Annotated in this window: 17 protein-coding genes; 2 read left to right on the top strand and 15 right to left on the bottom strand. The window is 51.5% G+C overall.

The genetic code is table 11. From position 1 onward, the window contains the following. Nucleotides 1-191 precede the first annotated feature (191 nt). Nucleotides 192-1514, top strand: a complete 1323-nt coding sequence (locus tag HMPREF2804_RS05880; protein WP_210398370.1) for an AI-2E family transporter — start codon at nucleotides 192-194, stop codon at nucleotides 1512-1514. Between the two features lie 84 nt (nucleotides 1515-1598). Here the strand turns inward: HMPREF2804_RS05880 and HMPREF2804_RS05875 are convergent, their stop codons facing one another. Together HMPREF2804_RS05875 and HMPREF2804_RS05870 are read right to left on the bottom strand one after the other, a co-directional pair. Next, nucleotides 1599-2417 carry an alpha/beta hydrolase gene (locus HMPREF2804_RS05875; protein ID WP_070449539.1) on the bottom strand — a complete coding sequence of 273 codons (819 nt, stop codon included), beginning with the start codon at nucleotides 2415-2417 and terminating at the stop codon, nucleotides 1599-1601. Nucleotides 2418-2483: 66 nt separating this feature from the next. Continuing rightward, entirely contained in the window at nucleotides 2484-2810 is a 327-nt protein-coding gene (locus HMPREF2804_RS05870) for a hypothetical protein (RefSeq protein WP_004004444.1), read from the bottom strand. A 112-nt stretch (nucleotides 2811-2922) separates the two neighbouring features. Between HMPREF2804_RS05870 and nucS the strand changes: the two genes are divergently transcribed. Continuing rightward, nucleotides 2923-3636 (top strand): endonuclease NucS, encoded by a 714-nt coding sequence (gene nucS / locus HMPREF2804_RS05865; protein ID WP_037231476.1) that lies wholly within the window; start codon nucleotides 2923-2925, stop codon nucleotides 3634-3636. Between the two features lie 113 nt (nucleotides 3637-3749). On the opposite strand, the gene HMPREF2804_RS05860 is transcribed toward nucS, so the two are convergent. The 13 genes from HMPREF2804_RS05860 to HMPREF2804_RS05800 all read right to left on the bottom strand — a co-directional run bounded on the left by HMPREF2804_RS05860 (nucleotide 3750) and on the right by HMPREF2804_RS05800 (nucleotide 16833). After that, complete coding sequence (locus HMPREF2804_RS05860) at nucleotides 3750-4031, bottom strand: hypothetical protein (RefSeq protein ID WP_004004442.1); 282 nt, start codon at nucleotides 4029-4031, stop codon at nucleotides 3750-3752. A gap of 2 nt (nucleotides 4032-4033) precedes the next feature. Next, nucleotides 4034-5476, bottom strand: a complete 1443-nt coding sequence (gene atpD / locus HMPREF2804_RS05855) for a F0F1 ATP synthase subunit beta (protein WP_013398888.1) — start codon at nucleotides 5474-5476, stop codon at nucleotides 4034-4036. A 55-nt stretch (nucleotides 5477-5531) separates the two neighbouring features. Then, the gene (locus HMPREF2804_RS05850; RefSeq protein ID WP_037230839.1) at nucleotides 5532-6476 is read right to left on the bottom strand and encodes a F0F1 ATP synthase subunit gamma; all 945 of its coding nucleotides are present in this window, start codon (nucleotides 6474-6476) and stop codon (nucleotides 5532-5534) included. A 79-nt stretch (nucleotides 6477-6555) separates the two neighbouring features. After that, nucleotides 6556-8181 (bottom strand): F0F1 ATP synthase subunit alpha, encoded by a 1626-nt coding sequence (atpA, locus tag HMPREF2804_RS05845; protein ID WP_037230835.1) that lies wholly within the window; start codon nucleotides 8179-8181, stop codon nucleotides 6556-6558. A gap of 152 nt (nucleotides 8182-8333) precedes the next feature. Then, on the bottom strand, nucleotides 8334-9149 hold the full coding sequence (locus HMPREF2804_RS05840; protein WP_013398886.1) for a F0F1 ATP synthase subunit delta: 816 nt from the start codon (nucleotides 9147-9149) through the stop codon (nucleotides 8334-8336). Further along, nucleotides 9149-9706, bottom strand: a complete 558-nt coding sequence (locus tag HMPREF2804_RS05835; protein ID WP_013398885.1) for a F0F1 ATP synthase subunit B — start codon at nucleotides 9704-9706, stop codon at nucleotides 9149-9151. The genes HMPREF2804_RS05840 and HMPREF2804_RS05835 overlap by 1 nt, the downstream gene beginning before the upstream one ends. A 50-nt stretch (nucleotides 9707-9756) precedes the next feature. Beyond that, nucleotides 9757-9963, bottom strand: a complete 207-nt coding sequence (atpE, locus tag HMPREF2804_RS05830; RefSeq protein WP_274378571.1) for an ATP synthase F0 subunit C — start codon at nucleotides 9961-9963, stop codon at nucleotides 9757-9759. A gap of 112 nt (nucleotides 9964-10075) precedes the next feature. Next, nucleotides 10076-10873 carry a F0F1 ATP synthase subunit A gene (atpB, locus tag HMPREF2804_RS05825; protein ID WP_004004435.1) on the bottom strand — a complete coding sequence of 266 codons (798 nt, stop codon included), beginning with the start codon at nucleotides 10871-10873 and terminating at the stop codon, nucleotides 10076-10078. 99 nt (nucleotides 10874-10972) lie between these two features. Continuing rightward, a complete protein-coding gene (locus HMPREF2804_RS05820; protein ID WP_048751857.1) occupies nucleotides 10973-11227 on the bottom strand; it encodes a DUF2339 domain-containing protein in 255 nt (84 codons plus the stop codon). 39 nt (nucleotides 11228-11266) lie between these two features. Beyond that, entirely contained in the window at nucleotides 11267-11620 is a 354-nt protein-coding gene (locus HMPREF2804_RS05815; RefSeq protein ID WP_239664734.1) for a hypothetical protein, read from the bottom strand. A gap of 134 nt (nucleotides 11621-11754) precedes the next feature. After that, a complete protein-coding gene (locus HMPREF2804_RS05810) occupies nucleotides 11755-12861 on the bottom strand; it encodes an MraY family glycosyltransferase (protein WP_048754812.1) in 1107 nt (368 codons plus the stop codon). Between the two features lie 141 nt (nucleotides 12862-13002). Continuing rightward, a complete protein-coding gene (locus tag HMPREF2804_RS05805) occupies nucleotides 13003-14913 on the bottom strand; it encodes a polysaccharide biosynthesis protein (RefSeq protein WP_048754813.1) in 1911 nt (636 codons plus the stop codon). Next, nucleotides 14914-16833, bottom strand: coding sequence for a glycosyltransferase (locus HMPREF2804_RS05800; RefSeq protein ID WP_246822619.1), 1920 nt, complete (start codon nucleotides 16831-16833; stop codon nucleotides 14914-14916). Between the last annotated feature and the right edge of the window lie 115 nt (nucleotides 16834-16948).

Raw genomic sequence — 16948 nt, 5'->3', positions numbered from 1 at the left:
GAGAAATTTAACGTACTCCCTAATTATCCCGCGCGACCCGCTGTTTTACAGGATTCTCGGCAATCGTTCGAGGTGCGCGAAATTTCAGATAGGCTTACTCGGTAGCTTTCTGCCTCAAGAATGTTGCGAGCGCATACAGTTTTCAGAGATGCCCGGTAGAATAGCCAGGTAAGCTTTATGAAAGGCAGACTATGTCCGATAGCTCGAATCCGCAAGCCCAGCAGACTCCTCCCCCAGTTCCCCGGGTTCCGCGGAAAAAGCCGGAGCAGGAAGAACACATGTTTGAACAGGACGGTTCCGCATCGTCTACAAAGCGCGAATCCCTGACTTCACATATTACGGGTACCATCAGCGATTTGACCGATAGCATCAGTCAGGCACGCTCACAACGCCGCAAAGCTTCTCTTCCTCCCCGCATCTCTCCAAAAGTCGATGAGGCTTCTGAACTTCATATTTATGAGAAAAGCTCACCGCTGCATAATCCTGTATCTTTCGGTTTCCTGACGACGGTTGGTGTTGGTCTGGCCCTGCTGGCTTACTACGCTTTTACCAATGTCGGCGCGCTTGTCGGCTGGGTCACTGGCGCTATCTTCATCGCGCTTGGGCTTGACCCCATTGTTCGTAAACTTGAGAGTTTCGGCGTTAAACGCAGTGCCGGTGTGGTGATTGTGGTTCTTTCCTTCGCAGCCATCATTAGCGGACTTGTGGTGTGGATTGTGCCTATTATCAGCGCACAGGCCAGCAGCTTTGTCTATCGGGCACCCGCTATTTATCAGGATTTCATCGATTCTGATACTTTCAAACGCATTGATGACGTTCTGCATGTTAACGACTGGGTTAATAACAACGTTCCAAAGTTCCTAGAGTCTCTTACATCAAGCTCTGCGGTCGGCGGATTCATGAGTAACCTAATTACTGCGGGTTCCACAATTGCGCAGATTTTGACCGGCACTATTATTGTGCTGTTCCTCTCGCTCTATTTCCTCTCATCAATGCGCACTATTAAGGCGTGGGGGTCGCGTTTGGCTCCGGCTTCCAAGCGGGAACGTGTTGAGGAACTTACCGAACGTATCACGGGTGCTGTTGGTAACTATGTGATGGGGCAGGGAGTTGTCGCTGTTCTCAACGCAACCTTCGCGCTTATCACCATGATTATCTTGGGGTTCTCATTCCCTCAACTTGTGGCTGTGTTCGTCTTGATTTTGGCCTTCATCCCATTGGTTGGCGGCGTAGCGGCGCTTGTTCTGGTGTCTCTCATTCTTTTGACGCAGGGCTGGCAAATGTCTGTCACATTTGCGATCGCCTATTTTATCTACCTACAGATTGAGGCATACATAATTTCGCCGCGTATTATGTCAAAGGCTGTTTCGGTTCCCGGCGGTGTCGCTATTATCGCCGTCGCTGCAGGCGGTGCGCTGTGGGGCGTCTTGGGCGCGCTTATCGCGATTCCTGTCGCCGCATCGTTACTGATTCTGGTGAAGGAAGTCTTTATTCCCCGCCAAGACCATCGGTAAAAAACCTTTTCTTAGAAATATAAGGATGCGCCCGCCGTTGAGAAAAGCGGCAGGCGCATCCTTCGTATAGACGGAGTAGACAGATTATGGTTCAGTAATCTCTTCTGCGACCGGGCCGTTGTATTCGGTAGGAAGTGTAGTCTGCTGACCCGTCACCACTGAGACAAGGGCGTTGATCACGCTGTTTACCGACTTTTCACCCACCCAAAGGTGTTTACAGTTCTCAAAAGGCACGACCTGAGTGCGGGCTATTGATTTAAAACGCTCGCGCGCTTCGGTGGGGCGTAGATAGTCGTCAAACTCCGGGATAAAGGCATAGAGCGGATTTGAGATTTTATTCCATTCGTCCAGTTCGGCGGGATGCACTCGGTGCAGAGGCGGAGAAAGCAGAATAGCCCCCACAAATTCTGATGCATGTTCTGGGGCATACTTGAGCACAAGTTCCGTACCGAAAGACCACCCGATTAACCAGATATTCGGCAGCTGGCGTTCTACGGCATATTGTAAGATCGCGTCAAAATCTTTTTTCTCGGCAAATCCTCCGTCAAACACGCCCTCGCTTGTACCGCGGATCGAAGAAGTACCACGGGTGTTGAACCGCAGAACCGCAATATTTGCAAGCGCTGGCAGACGGAATGAAGCCTTCTTGTACACATGCGAATCCATATACCCACCGTGTGTTGGAAGCGGGTGAAAAGTCACGAGAGTAGCTTTAATGTCCCCTTCGGGAAGTGCCAGTTCACCCACAAGGCGCTTCCCGTCAGCGGTTGTAACATCAAAGTTCTCTCGGCGCGCGGGAAGTACCGTGCGAGATTTAATGAGAACAGGCTGATCAGATTGGGTGAAAACATACCGTGAGGGATCAAACTCTCGGAGTTTTCCAGAGGACTCTTCAGTCGCCATAGTGTCACTTTCTTCGTTCTAACAGGTCTTCGCGCCCACGATAGGTATTCCGATCTCGTAATAGTTCTAAGCGCGTCTGGTACGCCAACAATGTTGGTGCCAGTGGCGGCGCTCATCAATGGCGCGAGAACGCCCCAGTGTATGGCTTTCTTGCCATACAACAAGATGCGCTGTTCTTGGCGGAATTGGACGGTTACATTCCGGGCACGTATAGGTTTTCAGAGCATTTACGGCGGGAATGTACTGCACCAGCCAATCACCAAAACGGTCACGTTCAATGCGCGGCGCAGGGTCAAGAATACGAGATATATCACGTCCACCGGGTGCAGACCGCGTCCATTTGTTGGAGGTTGTGCCCGAGGAACGTTTACCGGGGTGATTCTTGCGTGCCATGCTTTCTATTCTAGCGTTCAGTACGGCTTGCCATCTTTTAGCTGCTTTGATGCCGCCAGGCAGCGGTTTCTACAGCTGGCATGTCATAGTCTTCCTCGGTAGAGTAGATGGGGTGCGTATCGTTATAGCTGAATGTTCTGTTGATTACGAAGGGCGTTTGCGTGCCCATCTCCCCCGTGCTACCCGCTTACTTATGGTGAAGAATGACGGTTCTGTGCTTATCCATTCCGATGGCGGTTCCTATAAGCCGCTGAACTGGATGAGCCCACCATGTTCTCTCCTTGTCGCAGACTATGACGAGATTCCAGATAGCACCCGGGAAGATCTTGATACGGATGTGCAGCAGCTGTGGACGGTACAAGCCGCTAAAAGTGATGACCGCCTTCTCATCCGCGTGTACGAAGTTATTCATGAGCACACCCATGATTTAGGAGTCGATCCTGGACTTATCAAAGACGGCGTAGAGGCCGACCTGCAGCGTCTTCTTGCTGAGCAGATCGAAACACTCGGTAAGGGTTACTCCTTGGTACGCCGTGAATACCCTACGGCTATTGGTCCTGTGGATATTATGGCGAGAGACTCCAACGGTATCAGCATTGCGGTAGAGCTCAAGCGCGTGGGCGATATTGACGGGGTGGAACAGCTTACCCGGTACCTCGATCTGCTCAACCGCGACCCACGGCTGGCACCCGTCAAGGGGGTTTTTGCTGCACAAAAGATCAAGCCCCAGGCACGGACTCTTGCCGAAGATCGCGGTATCCGCTGCATCTCTCTCGATTACGATGCGATGCGCGGTATCGACGACGCTGCAGATCGGCTTTTCTAAGCCAATATTTATGCGCTGTAGAGATCTTCGCGACTCTAAAACTCAAGTATTCGGGAAGGTAAAAGCCGGTACAACCAACAATTGGTTGTACCGGCTTTTACCTTATTAACGGTTTACTTCTTACCCGTCGTAGGGGTAGCGATCTCGGCATGCTTTGCCGCGATCGTTACCTTATCGTTTGAGACGGTCAAGAACCCATCATGCAAACGCGTGGTGAGTTCGCCACCATCGACGGGTCGAATCAGAAGTTCTCCGTCCTCCGCAAGAAGCGCACAGGTGGGAATGAGTCCGGGATAAATGCCCAAATCGCCGTTCGTAGTACGCACCCGTACATAGGAAGCTTCACCAGTCCACACGACGTTTTCGCGAGAAACAACTTCAACTGTTAGTGCCATAATTACTTGGCTCCGGTCTGTGCCTTGATTTCCTCGTACTGACGCATCACGTCATCCATGCCACCGATGTTGTAGAACGCCTGCTCAGGAATATGGTCTACATCGCCATTGCAGATCATCTGGAATGATTCGATGGTGTCCTTCAACGGAACAGTGGATCCTTCAACGCCAGTGAACTGCTTTGCAGTATAGGTGTTCTGTGAGAGGAACTGCTCAATGCGGCGTGCACGTGAAACAACGACCTTCTGCTCCTCAGAAAGCTCATCAACGCCCAGAATCGCGATAATATCCTGAAGGTCCTTGTTTTCCTGCAGGATAGCCTTCACGCGAATAGCCGTGTCGTAGTGTTCCTGCCCAATGTACTGCGGATCAAGAATACGAGAGGTCGAGGTCAACGGGTCAATTGCCGGGTACAGACCGCGCGATGCAATCTCACGCGAAAGCTCGGTAGTCGCGTCCAAGTGTGCGAAGGTTGTCGCCGGTGCAGGGTCGGTGTAATCGTCTGCAGGAACGTAGATTGCCTGCATCGAAGTAATGGAGTGACCGCGAGTCGAGGTAATGCGTTCCTGAAGCAGACCCATTTCATCCGCCAGGTTAGGCTGGTAGCCAACAGCAGAGGGCATACGACCGAGCAAAGTCGAAACTTCAGAACCTGCCTGAGTAAAGCGGAAGATGTTATCGATAAAGAGCAGCACATCCTGGTTCTTCACATCGCGGAAGTATTCCGCCATAGTCAAGCCGGTGAGTGCCACACGCAGACGAGTTCCCGGGGGTTCATCCATCTGTCCGAAGACAAGGGCAGTATCTTTCAAAACCCCTGCTTCTTCCATCTCAACCCACAGGTCGTTACCTTCACGGGTACGCTCACCAACGCCGGTGAACACCGAGGTACCACCGAAATTGCGCGCCACACGGGTAATCATTTCCTGAATCAGCACTGTCTTACCAACACCAGCACCACCGAACAGACCGATCTTACCACCCTTAATGTAAGGGGTGAGCAGGTCGATAGATTTAATACCGGTCTCTAGCATCTCGGTCGATCCCTCTAGCTCTGCGAAGCCGGGAGCGGCGCGGTGAATAGGCCAGTATGCGTCAGCATCGATATCGGAGTTCGGCACATCTAGTGCGTTACCAAGAACGTTGAAGAGGTGCCCCTTCACGCCATCGCCCACGGGTACAGCGATAGGAGCCCCGGTATCTAGAACAGCCTGCCCACGCACAAGACCGTCAGTCTGTTGCATAGAGATGGCACGAACAATCGAATCACCCAAATGCTGAGCAGTCTCAAAGGTGATGGTGTAGGTTTTCCCGTCGAGGGTGAGTTCAGTGGTCAGTGCATTGTAAATATCCGGCACCTGACCAGCGGGGAACTCAACGTCAACCACGGGGCCAATCACGCGGGCAATACGACCCGTTGCGCCCTGGGTGGTGGTAGTAGTCATGTTTCTCACTTACCTTGAAAAGTTGAAAGTAGATAGCTTCGAGTTAGCAATGTTCTTAAGAGGAGGCGAGAGCGTCTGCGCCGCCCACAATCTCAGAGAGCTCCTGAGTAATCTCGGCCTGACGAGCGTTGTTCATCAGTCGAGTGTACTTCTTGATTAGAGTCTCAGCGTTATCGCCCGCAGTCTTCATCGCACGCTGACGCGACGCAAGTTCACTTGCAGCGGCTTGGAGCAGGCACGCGAAGATACGAGAAGCGATATAACGCGGTAGCAGCGCATCCAATACTTCCTGGGGAGAAGGCTCAAATTCAAAGGATGCGGGTTGCTGATAATCGGCCGAAGACAGTTCTTCGTCAGGTACGATTTCCTCCCCCAATTTAGTTGCTTCTGCCACGTGAATGGGAAGCAAACGAAGAATCTTAGTCTCTTGAGTCACCATGGACTTGAATTCGGTGTATACGATGTGTAGATCGTCTACCCCGCCGTTTTCATGTCCCTTTTCGTACTCCTCCAAGAACACATCGCGAATCTCAACTGCGGTATCAATATGCGGATTATCGGTGTGTCCTTCCCAAGCACGTTCATAGGGACGTTCCCGGAATTCAAAATAAGACTTCGCTTTACGCCCCACCAAGTACAGCTGTATTTCGCGCCCCTCGCCGCGTAGCCTCTCGATAAGCTCCTCTGTTTTCTTCAGCACAGACGACGAATACGAACCTGCAAGACCGCGATCACTCGTCATCACCAAGACTGCAGAGCGCTTATGCTCATGCTTGCCAAAGGTATCAGGACGATGGATCAGAGGATGCTGCACGGACTGTTGCGTTGCCAAAGCAGTCACAACGCGGGTCAATGCGTTTGCGTAAGGACCCGTGGTTTGAGCGCTCCGACGCGCCTTGTTAATACGGGAGGTCGCGATCATCTCCATCGCCTTGAAGATCTTCTGCATAGACGATGTCGAAGCAATTTTCTGTCGGTAAACCCTAATCTGGGCTCCCATAGAGCTTCCTTTCTCCTGGACATCTGCCCCGCCCATAACTCTGAAAGTTCAGAGCGGGGCTAACACCTAGGACTAATCGCTAACCGATGGTTTCCTGAGTGATGTCACGATCCTGAGCCGCTTTATGCTCCTCATGACCTGCATCAACAAGGTGACTTGTACCCTCCGAGCGGAATCCCTTCTTGAAATCTGCAACGGCAGCTTTCAAGGCATCTAGGGTTTCATCCTCAAGCTTGCCGGATGCGGCAATATCGCTCAACACCGAGGTCCGGTGACGCAGATAGTCAATGAACTCTGCCTCGAAGCGAAGAACGTCAGAAACCTCAAGATCATCAAGGTAACCGTTGGTACCTGCCCAGATGGAGACAACCTGCTCTTCTACCGCATACGGAGTGTACTGCGGCTGGCGAAGCAGCTCGGTAAGACGGGCACCGCGAGTCAGCTGTGCCTTGGAAGCATCGTCGAGATCGGAGGCGAACATTGCGAACGCTTCCATAGCACGGTACTGAGCAAGGTCCAGTTTCAAAGTACCGGAGACCTTCTTCATAGCCTTGGTCTGCGCTGCACCACCCACACGAGAGACGGAAATACCAACATCAACGGCTGGGCGCTGGTTAGCGTTGAACAGATCAGACTGTAGGAAGATCTGACCGTCAGTGATAGAAATGACGTTGGTCGGGATGAAGGCAGAAACGTCATTTGCCTTGGTTTCGATAATGGGGAAACCGGTCATCGACCCTGCGCCCAACTCATCAGAGAGCTTAGCGCAACGCTCCAATAGACGAGAGTGCAGGTAGAAAACGTCACCAGGGTATGCTTCACGTCCCGGCGGACGACGAAGCAATAGCGACACGGCGCGGTATGCTTCTGCCTGTTTTGAAAGATCATCAAAGATAATCAGGACGTGCTTTCCGCCATACATCCAGTGCTGACCAATGGCAGAACCGGTGTAGGGAGCCAAGTATTTAAAGCCTGCTGCGTCAGATGCGGGGGCAGCAACGATCGTGGTGTATTCCAACGCTCCCCTGGTTTCAAGGGTATGTCGAACAGCGGCAATGGTGGAGGCCTTCTGTCCAACTGCCACGTAAACACAACGAACCTGTTTGCTGGGGTCACCGGTTTCCCAGTTAGCCTTCTGGTTCAGGATCGTATCGACTGCAATCGCAGTTTTACCGGTCTGACGGTCACCAATAATAAGCTGACGCTGCCCTCGACCGATCGGGATCATAGCGTCAATAGCTTTCAGACCGGTCTGTAGGGGCTCATGCACAGACTTACGCTGCGTTACACCAGGTGCCTGCAGCTCAAGAGCACGACGCCCTTCATCCTTAATAGGACCCAGGTCATCAATAGGGTTACCTAACGGATCGACTACACGACCGAGGTAAGCATCGCCTACCGGGACCGAAAGCACCTCACCGGTACGGTGAACTGGCTGTCCTTCTTCGATACCGGTAAAGTCGCCCAGAATAATGACGCCAATATCGCGGGTATCAAGGTTTTGCGCGAGGCCAAGGGTGCCATCCTCAAAACGAAGTAGTTCGTTCGCCATCACCGAGGGCAGACCCTCGACGCGCGCAATACCATCGGAGGCTGCTACAACGCGCCCCACTTCAACACGTTCCACGTTGCCGGGTTCGTAAGACGCTGCAAATTCGTTCAGCGCGTTACGGACATCATCGGCGTTGATGGTCAAATCGGCCATCTTATGTCCCTGCTCTCCTAATTGTGGTTGCACCTCTCGGAACAACCGAAACTTGCTTCGTGGGAAGGAACAATATTCTAAAAATTTGTCTGCTTCCCAAGGTATCTTCTAAATCACCGTTGCGACGTATCGCAGAAATGTTCAGCTAATCTCTATGCTTGAAGGTCACGTTCAAGATCATCAAGACGGGTACCAACGGTTCCGTCGATAACCTCATCTCCAATCTGTACGCGCATACCGCCTAGAACAGCTGTATCTATAGATACGTCGAGTTTAAGCTGACGATTATAGATCTTGTTCAAGGTCCGGCTCAGGCGTTCAAGCTGTGCCTGCGACAGTGCTACTGCAGAAGTTACCTTTGCGATGTAACGGTTCTGTCGCGTGACGATGATTTCCACGAATTCGTCAGCGAGGCGAGCGGCATGGTGACCACGGGATTCGCTACCAATTCGTTCCAAGAGAAGTACGCCTTCCGCGGTGACGGCTGGACCGCCTAATGCTACAGCGAGCTTCTTCTTTGCTTCTTTGCTTGCCAAGTTGTCGGACAGCGCCGCTTGCGCTTCGGGGGTACCATCAACGTTGCGCACAAACGTCAACAACTCGTTGGTAACCTCTTCAAGGGCATCAGCACCACCACGAGACTGAGCGGATGCGATGGATGCGAGTACCGCAGCCTTCTCAAGCGCGTCTGCAAGATCACGCTCTTGAGACCAACGCAGTGCTACCGCCGTAGTCAGCACTTTGAGTGCTTGAGAAGAAATTTTGCCGCTAAAAATAGCCTGTGCAATATTTTCTCGATCCTTCCCTTCACGCGAAGAGTCGGTCAAACCACGACGCAAACCGCCATCGTGGTCAAGTACATCGACCACGGCGAAAAGCTCGCTAGCTAGGTTGAGTGGGTTCAACGAAGCGTTGGCTTCAAGAACCGCTTCCACCTTGCTCAGTGATTCAGTAGATACTCCTGCCATTACCGAGTTGCACCTGCATTCTGTTGCTCGGTTTCAAGGTCAGCAAGAAAACGATCTACCACGCGGGCCGATCGCTCATCATCGTCAAGGGCTTCGCCCACAATCTTTCCTGCAAGAGTAGTCGCCAAAGTACCAACTTCATGACGAAGAGATACTGAAGCAGCTAGGCGCTCAGCCTCGATAGTCTTCTGCGCATTATCAGTAATACGCTGAGCCTCAACGGTTGCGCGCTCACGAGCCGCTGCGATAATTGATTCGCCTTCGGTACGCGCTTCCTCGCGAATTTTCTGAGCTTCCAAACGAGCGTTTTCAAGCTGCTGGTTGTACTCTTCGCGAGCCGCTGCGGCCTCCGCCTGAGCTTTCTCAGCTTTGGCAAGACCACCCTCGATTGCTTCTTTACGGTCCTGGTAGATCTTCTCGAACGCCGGGACAACGTATTTATGAACGATGAAATAGAGAATCACGAACCCAACGACGGTGATGCCCAATTCCCAGAGATTGGGAATTAGAGGGTTAGAGCTGTGCTCTGCGCCCCCTCCTTCTGCCAGATAAGTCATTGAGGGATTTCCTGTTCTTTAGGTTGGTTCGTTAACAGCTATATCTGAGCTTAGATGATGAAGGCCAGAACGAGACCCAGAATCGCCAGAGCCTCAACCACCGCGAAACCCATGAACAGCATCGGCTGCAGGGTACGCTGGGACTCGGGCTGACGCGCAACGCTCGTCATGTAGGCAGCGAAGATTAGACCCACGCCGATGCCGCCACCAATAGCTGCGAGGCCGTAACCAATAACGTTCATGTTGATTCCTTTCAACAGTGTGTGCTTCAGTGAAAATACCGAAGTTACAGAGCTACTTATGTGTATTCGACCCGTAAAACGGGTTGCTTTCTTCGCAACTAGATAGCCAGTTACGAAAACCTATATTTTAGTGTCCTTCGGAAACCGACCCTTGCAGGTATACCGCGAGGAGCAGTGTGAAGACATAAGCCTGGATTACCTGAATCATCAGTTCCAGGAAGTAGAGGAATAGACCCAACGCCCCAGAGGCGATACCGCCCAAAGCTGCAGCCCCGCCGACGCTCATCACTAGGAACTGAGTTAGGGATGCTGCCACCATCATTGCCATGTGACCGCCGAACATCGTAGCGAAAAGACGAAGCGCGTGGGTCACGGGACGAATAATAAGGTTCGAGAGGAACTCAATCGGCACCAAAATAACGTACACCCACCCCGGAACTCCGGAGGGCATCGTCAGATCTTTAAAAAATCCAACCAGTCCCTTGCGCTTGATACCTACACCGACCCAGGTAAGGTAGCCGACGATAGCCAATGCATATGCACTGCCTGGGTGAGAAAAAGAAGGAAGTTGAATAAGGGGAATTGAACCGTAAAGGTTATTAATCAGAATAAAGAAGAAAGAAGTAAAGAGCAGGGGCACGAAAGGCTTGAAATGCTGTGCGCCAATCAGGTCTTTGCCAAGTGAATTACGGGTGAAGAGATAGCCTGATTCTGCAATGAACTGGGCTTTACCCGGAACCATTGCACGCTTGCGTGCAGCCATCATAAAGAATAGGGAAACGACTACGACAGACAGGATGACGAGCAGCATCTGTTTACCAAAGCCGAACCCAAGAGAATCAACCTGGAAGAAGTCAGGCAGATGCATATCGGCCGGTGTCGGCGGCGTATAGCCTTCTGCGAGTACAGACCCGTTCTCGTTCAAAGCAAGTCCTTTCTTGCCGTTAGCTGGCTACTTGCTGGTGCAAAACTATGCTCAACTAACTGGATGGAATGTGTGCAAAACCTAAAATTTTTAGGCTATTTATTTAGAGCGACTCGTATGCAGATATACCAGGTAGATGCCTCCGCAAGCACCTATCAGAACACCAACCCATACAAACCACCGGGTATTGAGGAGCCAGTCAGCTCCAAAGCCGACCAATCCCCAAAAAGCCATGCCGATAATAAGATACAAAACAGACATCACGCCGCCGGATAATCCACCGCCGGATACCAGTTCTCCTGTGGTACGGAGTTTCTTATCTCCGTCCCACCATTTCTTCTCAGAATCGGTCAAAAATTTCCCTATCTACTTCTGAGTAAGCCTTTGTGTGTGCTAAGACTCAGGATCGAAGTACAAAATCCTTGAATTCATAATGGTTACAGCCTCGACACTTAACCACAGTACCGCTCCTATGACGGCACCACCAAGCGTCCAACCGTGTTTAAGTGCCTCTGGCATAGGTACTAGTAAAAGCACCATCGCCATGAGTAACACCTTCACCACATAACTTACAAGCAAAGCCTGAGGAATCCCAATCTTTATACGGTGTGCCCCCAAAGCAGTTGCTACGCCCATGGTGAAACATATATAGACTACCAGAAACCCAACCATAAATCCCGCCGACCCGCGAATGCCCAATATGATTCCCAGAATCGGTAAACAAAGAACTAAAACCAGTGCAGACATTACGGTCTCGCGATAGGCTAAAAGCCCCCAGGAAAAGCCTTGCACCCTATTTTGCTTATTGTCTTTCTTACCTATACCATAGATAAATTTTGGGTTCCACAGAGCCCTCCGAATCGAATTTAGCCGCCGTTGTTTCACTCCTGTGAACCTTCAGACTTCCGCTCGCTCATAGGATGCGTCTCTGTGTTCAGATCTGCAATATTCTGCTTGGAATTAGAGTGCCCTTGCTCGGCAGGCTGCAGACGCGTATCCAGTAGTTCGGGAAGTCGCAGGTATAAAACAATGACGGCTACAGCAAGGGCAAGAACGCCAACACCAGCAAAAAAGGCACCTGTTAGGAAAAGATCTGAGGCAAAGAGTACAAAAGCCCATACAATCGCAGTCGCAGAACTCACCATAATTGTTGCGCTGATATGTCCCAATCCGACGTCAGTCAGACGCTGATACACATGGGTTCGATGCGGTTTGTACCACTGCTCCCCAGCAGCCATACGACGTATAAGAGTCATCGCAGAATCTGCAAGATAAACCAGAAGCGGGGCTATCGACGCAAGGAACGGAATTCCAGCATAGAAAGCACCAACGGCAATTGTTCCAAGAGAGGCACCTAGAAAGTAAGAACCAGCATCACCTAAGAAAACATTGTGACCCATGCGTAAATTCCAAGGTAGGAAAGCCGTATAGGCACCTGCAACTGCCAGACCACCTATCGTCATCCACGGCAAACTACTTACGCCACCCATATAGGCGTAGGCAAGCCCAGCCACCAGCCCATGGCATCCGGAGATACCGTTGATGCCGTCCATAAAGTTTGTAACGTTTATATACCCCGCAATAAAGAGCCCCGCTACAGGAACCCACAGCAATGATGCCTCTTGAATAATAGCGAGAGAAAGTGCAATACCGAGTCCTATAACAAGCTGCATCCCGGCACGCTTGGCAACGCTGACCCCATAGACATCTTCGGTCCATCCCAAAAGCAAAGCAAGACCGCCGCCTGCCAAAAAAGTTAACGAGATGGGGAGATTTACAGTCCACCCCATGAGGGTAGCGACCGCGAAGCTCAAACAGGTAGCGCTAGCGGTTGCCAGCCCCATGCCCCGGTACGTCGGAATCGTATGCGAGGAACGCTCATTGGGTATATCAACCATATTTAGCGCGTGCAACAGGGGGCGTACCGCAAAAGGCAGAAGCGCTCCTAACACAAACGCTAGTATAAGCACCAGAGATGCCTGGTTCATGTCTCTCCTCTAGACGGTAAAACCTCGTAACAGGGTGTAATTTGGGATTCTACTTCCCCGCTGCTGGTTCTACAAGACGAATTCATCACGTAGTACACGCCTATGTAGACGTTAACGGGGCAAAATTTCATCGTTCAATATTCAGTCCCTGTGTTCTTCCAGAAGACGACCCTGACGCGGATCTACTACGCGGGTAAATCCATGACGCTCATAAGAACGATGCGCTTCATAATTCTGAATCCACTGCTCATAATCCAAATCCTCAGGATTGAGAGCTGGTGCCGTCGAGTGAGAAATAAACTTGTTTTGAGTGCTTCGAGTGTGTTGCTCATTAGCACCAAAGAGGGTTTCATCCAATTTTTCGCCAGGACGCAGACCGGTCACTACAATATCAACATCGTAACGTTCATAGGCTTTACGCATCTCATGTGCAACATCGTAGATAAATACAGGCTCACCCATATCAAGCACCATAACTTCACCCGGATGACCAATAGCCCCTGCCAGCATCACCAGCAGGCAAGCATCCGTGATGAGCATAAAGTATCGGGTAGCGTTCTCATCAGTAAGTGTAATGGGACCGCCGTTGAGAATCTGCTGCGTAAACAGAGGTTTGATAGAGCCGCGCGAGCCAAAAACGTTACCGAATCGAACCGATACATAAGTCTTCCCCGTCTGCTGTCCAAACCACGAGGTTAAGCATTCAGCGGTTCGTTTTGACTGCCCCAAAGCGGTCTTAGGGTCTGCCGCTTTATCAGTTGAAACATTCACAAACGTTTCAACATCCGCCGCTTGCGCAGCATATAGAACGTTAAGGGTGCCCAGCGAATTTGTTTTCCATGCTTCCTCAGGGTATGCCTCCAGTGCAGAAACATGCTTCAAAGCTGCGGCGTGGAAAACCACCTGCGGTTTTCGTTCAAGGAAGATATTACGCAGGTTTTCTCCCTCACGAATATCCGCGAGAATAATACGCTCATCATCCAGGCTGGACTCGCCAGTGATCGAGAGCTTTGTTTCCATCAGCAGGGTTTCGTCACGATCGAGCATCATGAGCAGCTCAGGGTCGTATTCGTGGATCTGACGGCATAGCTCAGAACCAATAGATCCTCCTGCACCGGTCACCAAGACCCGCTTACCTTGAAGGTAGCTGCGCAAAACTTCAGTATCGACATCGTAGTTGATTTCACCGCGGATAAGCTTCATGAGCTCGTTATCGTCGGTTTCTACCACATTGTTGCCGAAGAGCTTTTCGCTGGCGCTCGCTACACGAGTTACTTCGACTCCGTGTTTTTGCATGCGTGCCCAGACCCTGTCGAAACGATCATGCGGCATGTTGGTGATAGCGACGATCATTTTTTTAGGGGCATAGCGCCTGATGACCGCATCCAGTTCTTTACCGGTGTTATAAACCGGCACATTATGAATGTTAATACCGCGTAGCTGAGGGTTATCGTCCACTACCGCAACAGGTCGCATATATGCAGAGTCATCATGCATAAGAGCTTCGATAACTGTGCGACCTGTAAACCCGGCGCCATAGACGATAACAGGCTCACCATCAAGATTACGCAAAGTCTTATGCTCAACATAAATACGCTTAACCATGCGCATCGCCGCCATGAATAGCAATGTAATACCCACCGAAATAGGCGGCACACCATGAGGCACATGTACTAGTCCGAGAGCTTCGTCTACGTAGCTGAAGAGGAAAAGCGCCACCGAGACGATACCTACGGTTGCGCCCGCACGCCAGACTTCCTCGAAAGAACCGTAAGAATACAGGCCGCGGTACACCTTCATACCGTAGCCCACAAGAATTTGCAGAATAATCGCAAACCCCATACTGAGCGCCACGCTTTGAAGATCAATCACATCAAAGACAGAGTTCTGGTTCAGAAGCAGGCTGTACCGCAGCATAAACGCGATGACGAGCCCTATAATCCAGGCTACGGAATCTAGTGCAATCTGAACGAGAAGCCACCAGCTTTTAGGGGTGTAGGGGCGTTGGCGATCCACCACCGCAATCGGTTGAGTCGTGGGATAGTTCTCCACTTATGCGTCCTTCCCCTGCAAACTATTCTCTACGTTCCTACTAGGCCGTATATCGGTGAGCGCTCGAAATGCCTTACGGCGCGTACTCTCCGGAATAAACCGGTACGCCGTTCGAACGCTCATATTCTTAATCCACCCGAGCTTTGAGATCGCGTGCCCGGTATATAGTCGACGTTGAATCGCCCAATCCTGTTTCCAGGCGTTAAGTCCGCCCCGCCGTGTGTAGGCACCTGCACCCGCACGATAACGGACTAATGGCTCAGGCACATTACCAATCTTATAACCGGCTGAGATAACCCGCGACCACAGCCACCAGTCTTCGGCCCCGGGTACATATTCATACCCTCCTAAACGCTGAACAACGTCTTTGTAGAAAGCCACCGTTGGGTGGTACAGGGGATTGCGCGAAGGCATCATGTCAGCCAACCGAGATGCATCAGTTACCGTCTGGCGGGTAGCCTCTAATGTGGTATTCTGTGCATCAACTTCGTACATGGCAGAGCCCATCACCGCACAGTCGCTCTCGATAAGCGCCGGAATTAGGGTTGCAAATCGGTCTGACTCCGAAATATCGTCAGAGTCCGCACGGGCAACGATGCCGTAAGAACAAGCATTCAGCCCCTCGTTGAGTGCAGCGGCAAGACCCACGTTCTGAGGCAGCTTGACTGTGACGATAGGAGCGCATTCCCCCGCCCTGCTACGTTCGACCCAACGGTCAATGACCGCACGCACTTCAGAAGGCAACGGACCATCCTGAACCAAAACCAGTTCAGCAGGCCGAAGGGTCTGATGCTGAGCGTTCGAGGCAATAGCCGCCTCCACATGATCAGCAGATTCCCGAGCGTAAACACTCATCAGAACAGAGAACTCTGCCTGAGAATGTGGTGCGCCGAAGGAACCACAATTTTTTTGAGCGCCATAATGCCCCGGAAATTCAAGGTCGTACACTTCGCGAAGCACATCACGATTAAGGCGAGGGGCATGCAGCGCATCCTTGATGCCCCTCAGGAAATACCCCAAGTAGATAGATTTTTCGTCCGTACGCAGAACCGTCGAAGCCCAAAGTCTTGCTACCGACCCGCCATATAAAAACTTCTCAAGCGGGCTCAGAGTACGGGCTCGCGTGAAAACCCACAATTTATTGCGAACATCGTTATAAAATCGTGGGCCCGGCTTCGCATTCGTCGTCCCAAAAGTTTTCGTGTGGTGACGAGCCACCGAGGCGGGTACAGCAATGGCATCTCGGTGATGCGCAAGACGGGTCGAAAATTCAAAGTCATCATTCCAGATAAAAAAATCCGCAATCGGTAGGCCGCCATTCTGACGAATAACTTGAGCGTCCATCACCAAAGATACAAAGGAGGCGCTGCGTATAGGCCGACCCCCCACCGCTTGTGCACGACGATGCCGCCCAGAGCCAGCACCGAACATAGTGCGCATCGTATTCATGGGATGGTCTTCCCCATTGGTCCACACAACCCGTGAAGCTATCAAGGCGGGACGACGGCTGCGGTCCGGCGAATATGATTCCCATGCTTGAACAGACTCATGCAGGGTGTTTTCGGTTGGTTCAGTGTCATCATCCATAACCCACACAAGATCTGGATTGTGGCGCGCTAACGCTCGATCGATTCCAACGGCGAATCCACCCGCACCTCCCATATTCTGAGACAATGTGATGATATCGAGCGGAAGCGAATAGCTTAGATTTTTTAGATACTCGACCGTGCCGTCGGTAGAGGCGTTATCAACCACGACAACGGCATCCGGCACAACCTGCCCTGCGGCGATACCTGCAAGGGTAATGGGTAATAAATCTTGACGATTATAGGTCACAACAACCGCTACAACACGCGGCCTACCGAGTTGTGCCACACCGCAGACAGGCGCACTCACCGAGTTTTCGCTCTCATCAGGCATCGACGCTTCCTCCCCCAGCACGCACTTTTCAGGCGGACCTATAAACACACGGATATATGAGACATCCCAAGATAGCTATTCTACCCGTCGAAAGCTCTATAGCTAAACATTACGT

The organism is Rothia sp. HMSC065G12, from assembly GCF_001811455.1.
Taxonomy (GTDB): Bacteria; Actinomycetota; Actinomycetes; order Actinomycetales; family Micrococcaceae; genus Rothia; species Rothia dentocariosa.
This window is presented reverse-complemented; position numbering and strand designations above follow the sequence as displayed.

Coding starts and splice junctions, on each gene's coding strand:
- HMPREF2804_RS05880 (WP_210398370.1), top strand. CDS start 192: ATGTCCGATAGCTCGAATCCGCAAGCCCAGCAGACTCCTCCCCCAGTT.
- HMPREF2804_RS05875 (WP_070449539.1), bottom strand. CDS start 2,417: ATGGCGACTGAAGAGTCCTCTGGAAAACTCCGAGAGTTTGATCCCTCA.
- HMPREF2804_RS05870 (WP_004004444.1), bottom strand. CDS start 2,810: ATGGCACGCAAGAATCACCCCGGTAAACGTTCCTCGGGCACAACCTCC.
- HMPREF2804_RS05860 (WP_004004442.1), bottom strand. CDS start 4,031: ATGGCACTAACAGTTGAAGTTGTTTCTCGCGAAAACGTCGTGTGGACT.
- atpD (WP_013398888.1), bottom strand. CDS start 5,476: ATGACTACTACCACCACCCAGGGCGCAACGGGTCGTATTGCCCGCGTG.
- HMPREF2804_RS05850 (WP_037230839.1), bottom strand. CDS start 6,476: ATGGGAGCCCAGATTAGGGTTTACCGACAGAAAATTGCTTCGACATCG.
- atpA (WP_037230835.1), bottom strand. CDS start 8,181: ATGGCCGATTTGACCATCAACGCCGATGATGTCCGTAACGCGCTGAAC.
- HMPREF2804_RS05840 (WP_013398886.1), bottom strand. CDS start 9,149: ATGGCAGGAGTATCTACTGAATCACTGAGCAAGGTGGAAGCGGTTCTT.
- HMPREF2804_RS05835 (WP_013398885.1), bottom strand. CDS start 9,706: ATGACTTATCTGGCAGAAGGAGGGGGCGCAGAGCACAGCTCTAACCCT.
- HMPREF2804_RS05815 (WP_239664734.1), bottom strand. CDS start 11,620: ATGTCTGCACTGGTTTTAGTTCTTTGTTTACCGATTCTGGGAATCATA.
- HMPREF2804_RS05810 (WP_048754812.1), bottom strand. CDS start 12,861: ATGAACCAGGCATCTCTGGTGCTTATACTAGCGTTTGTGTTAGGAGCG.
- HMPREF2804_RS05800 (WP_246822619.1), bottom strand. CDS start 16,833: ATGCCTGATGAGAGCGAAAACTCGGTGAGTGCGCCTGTCTGCGGTGTG.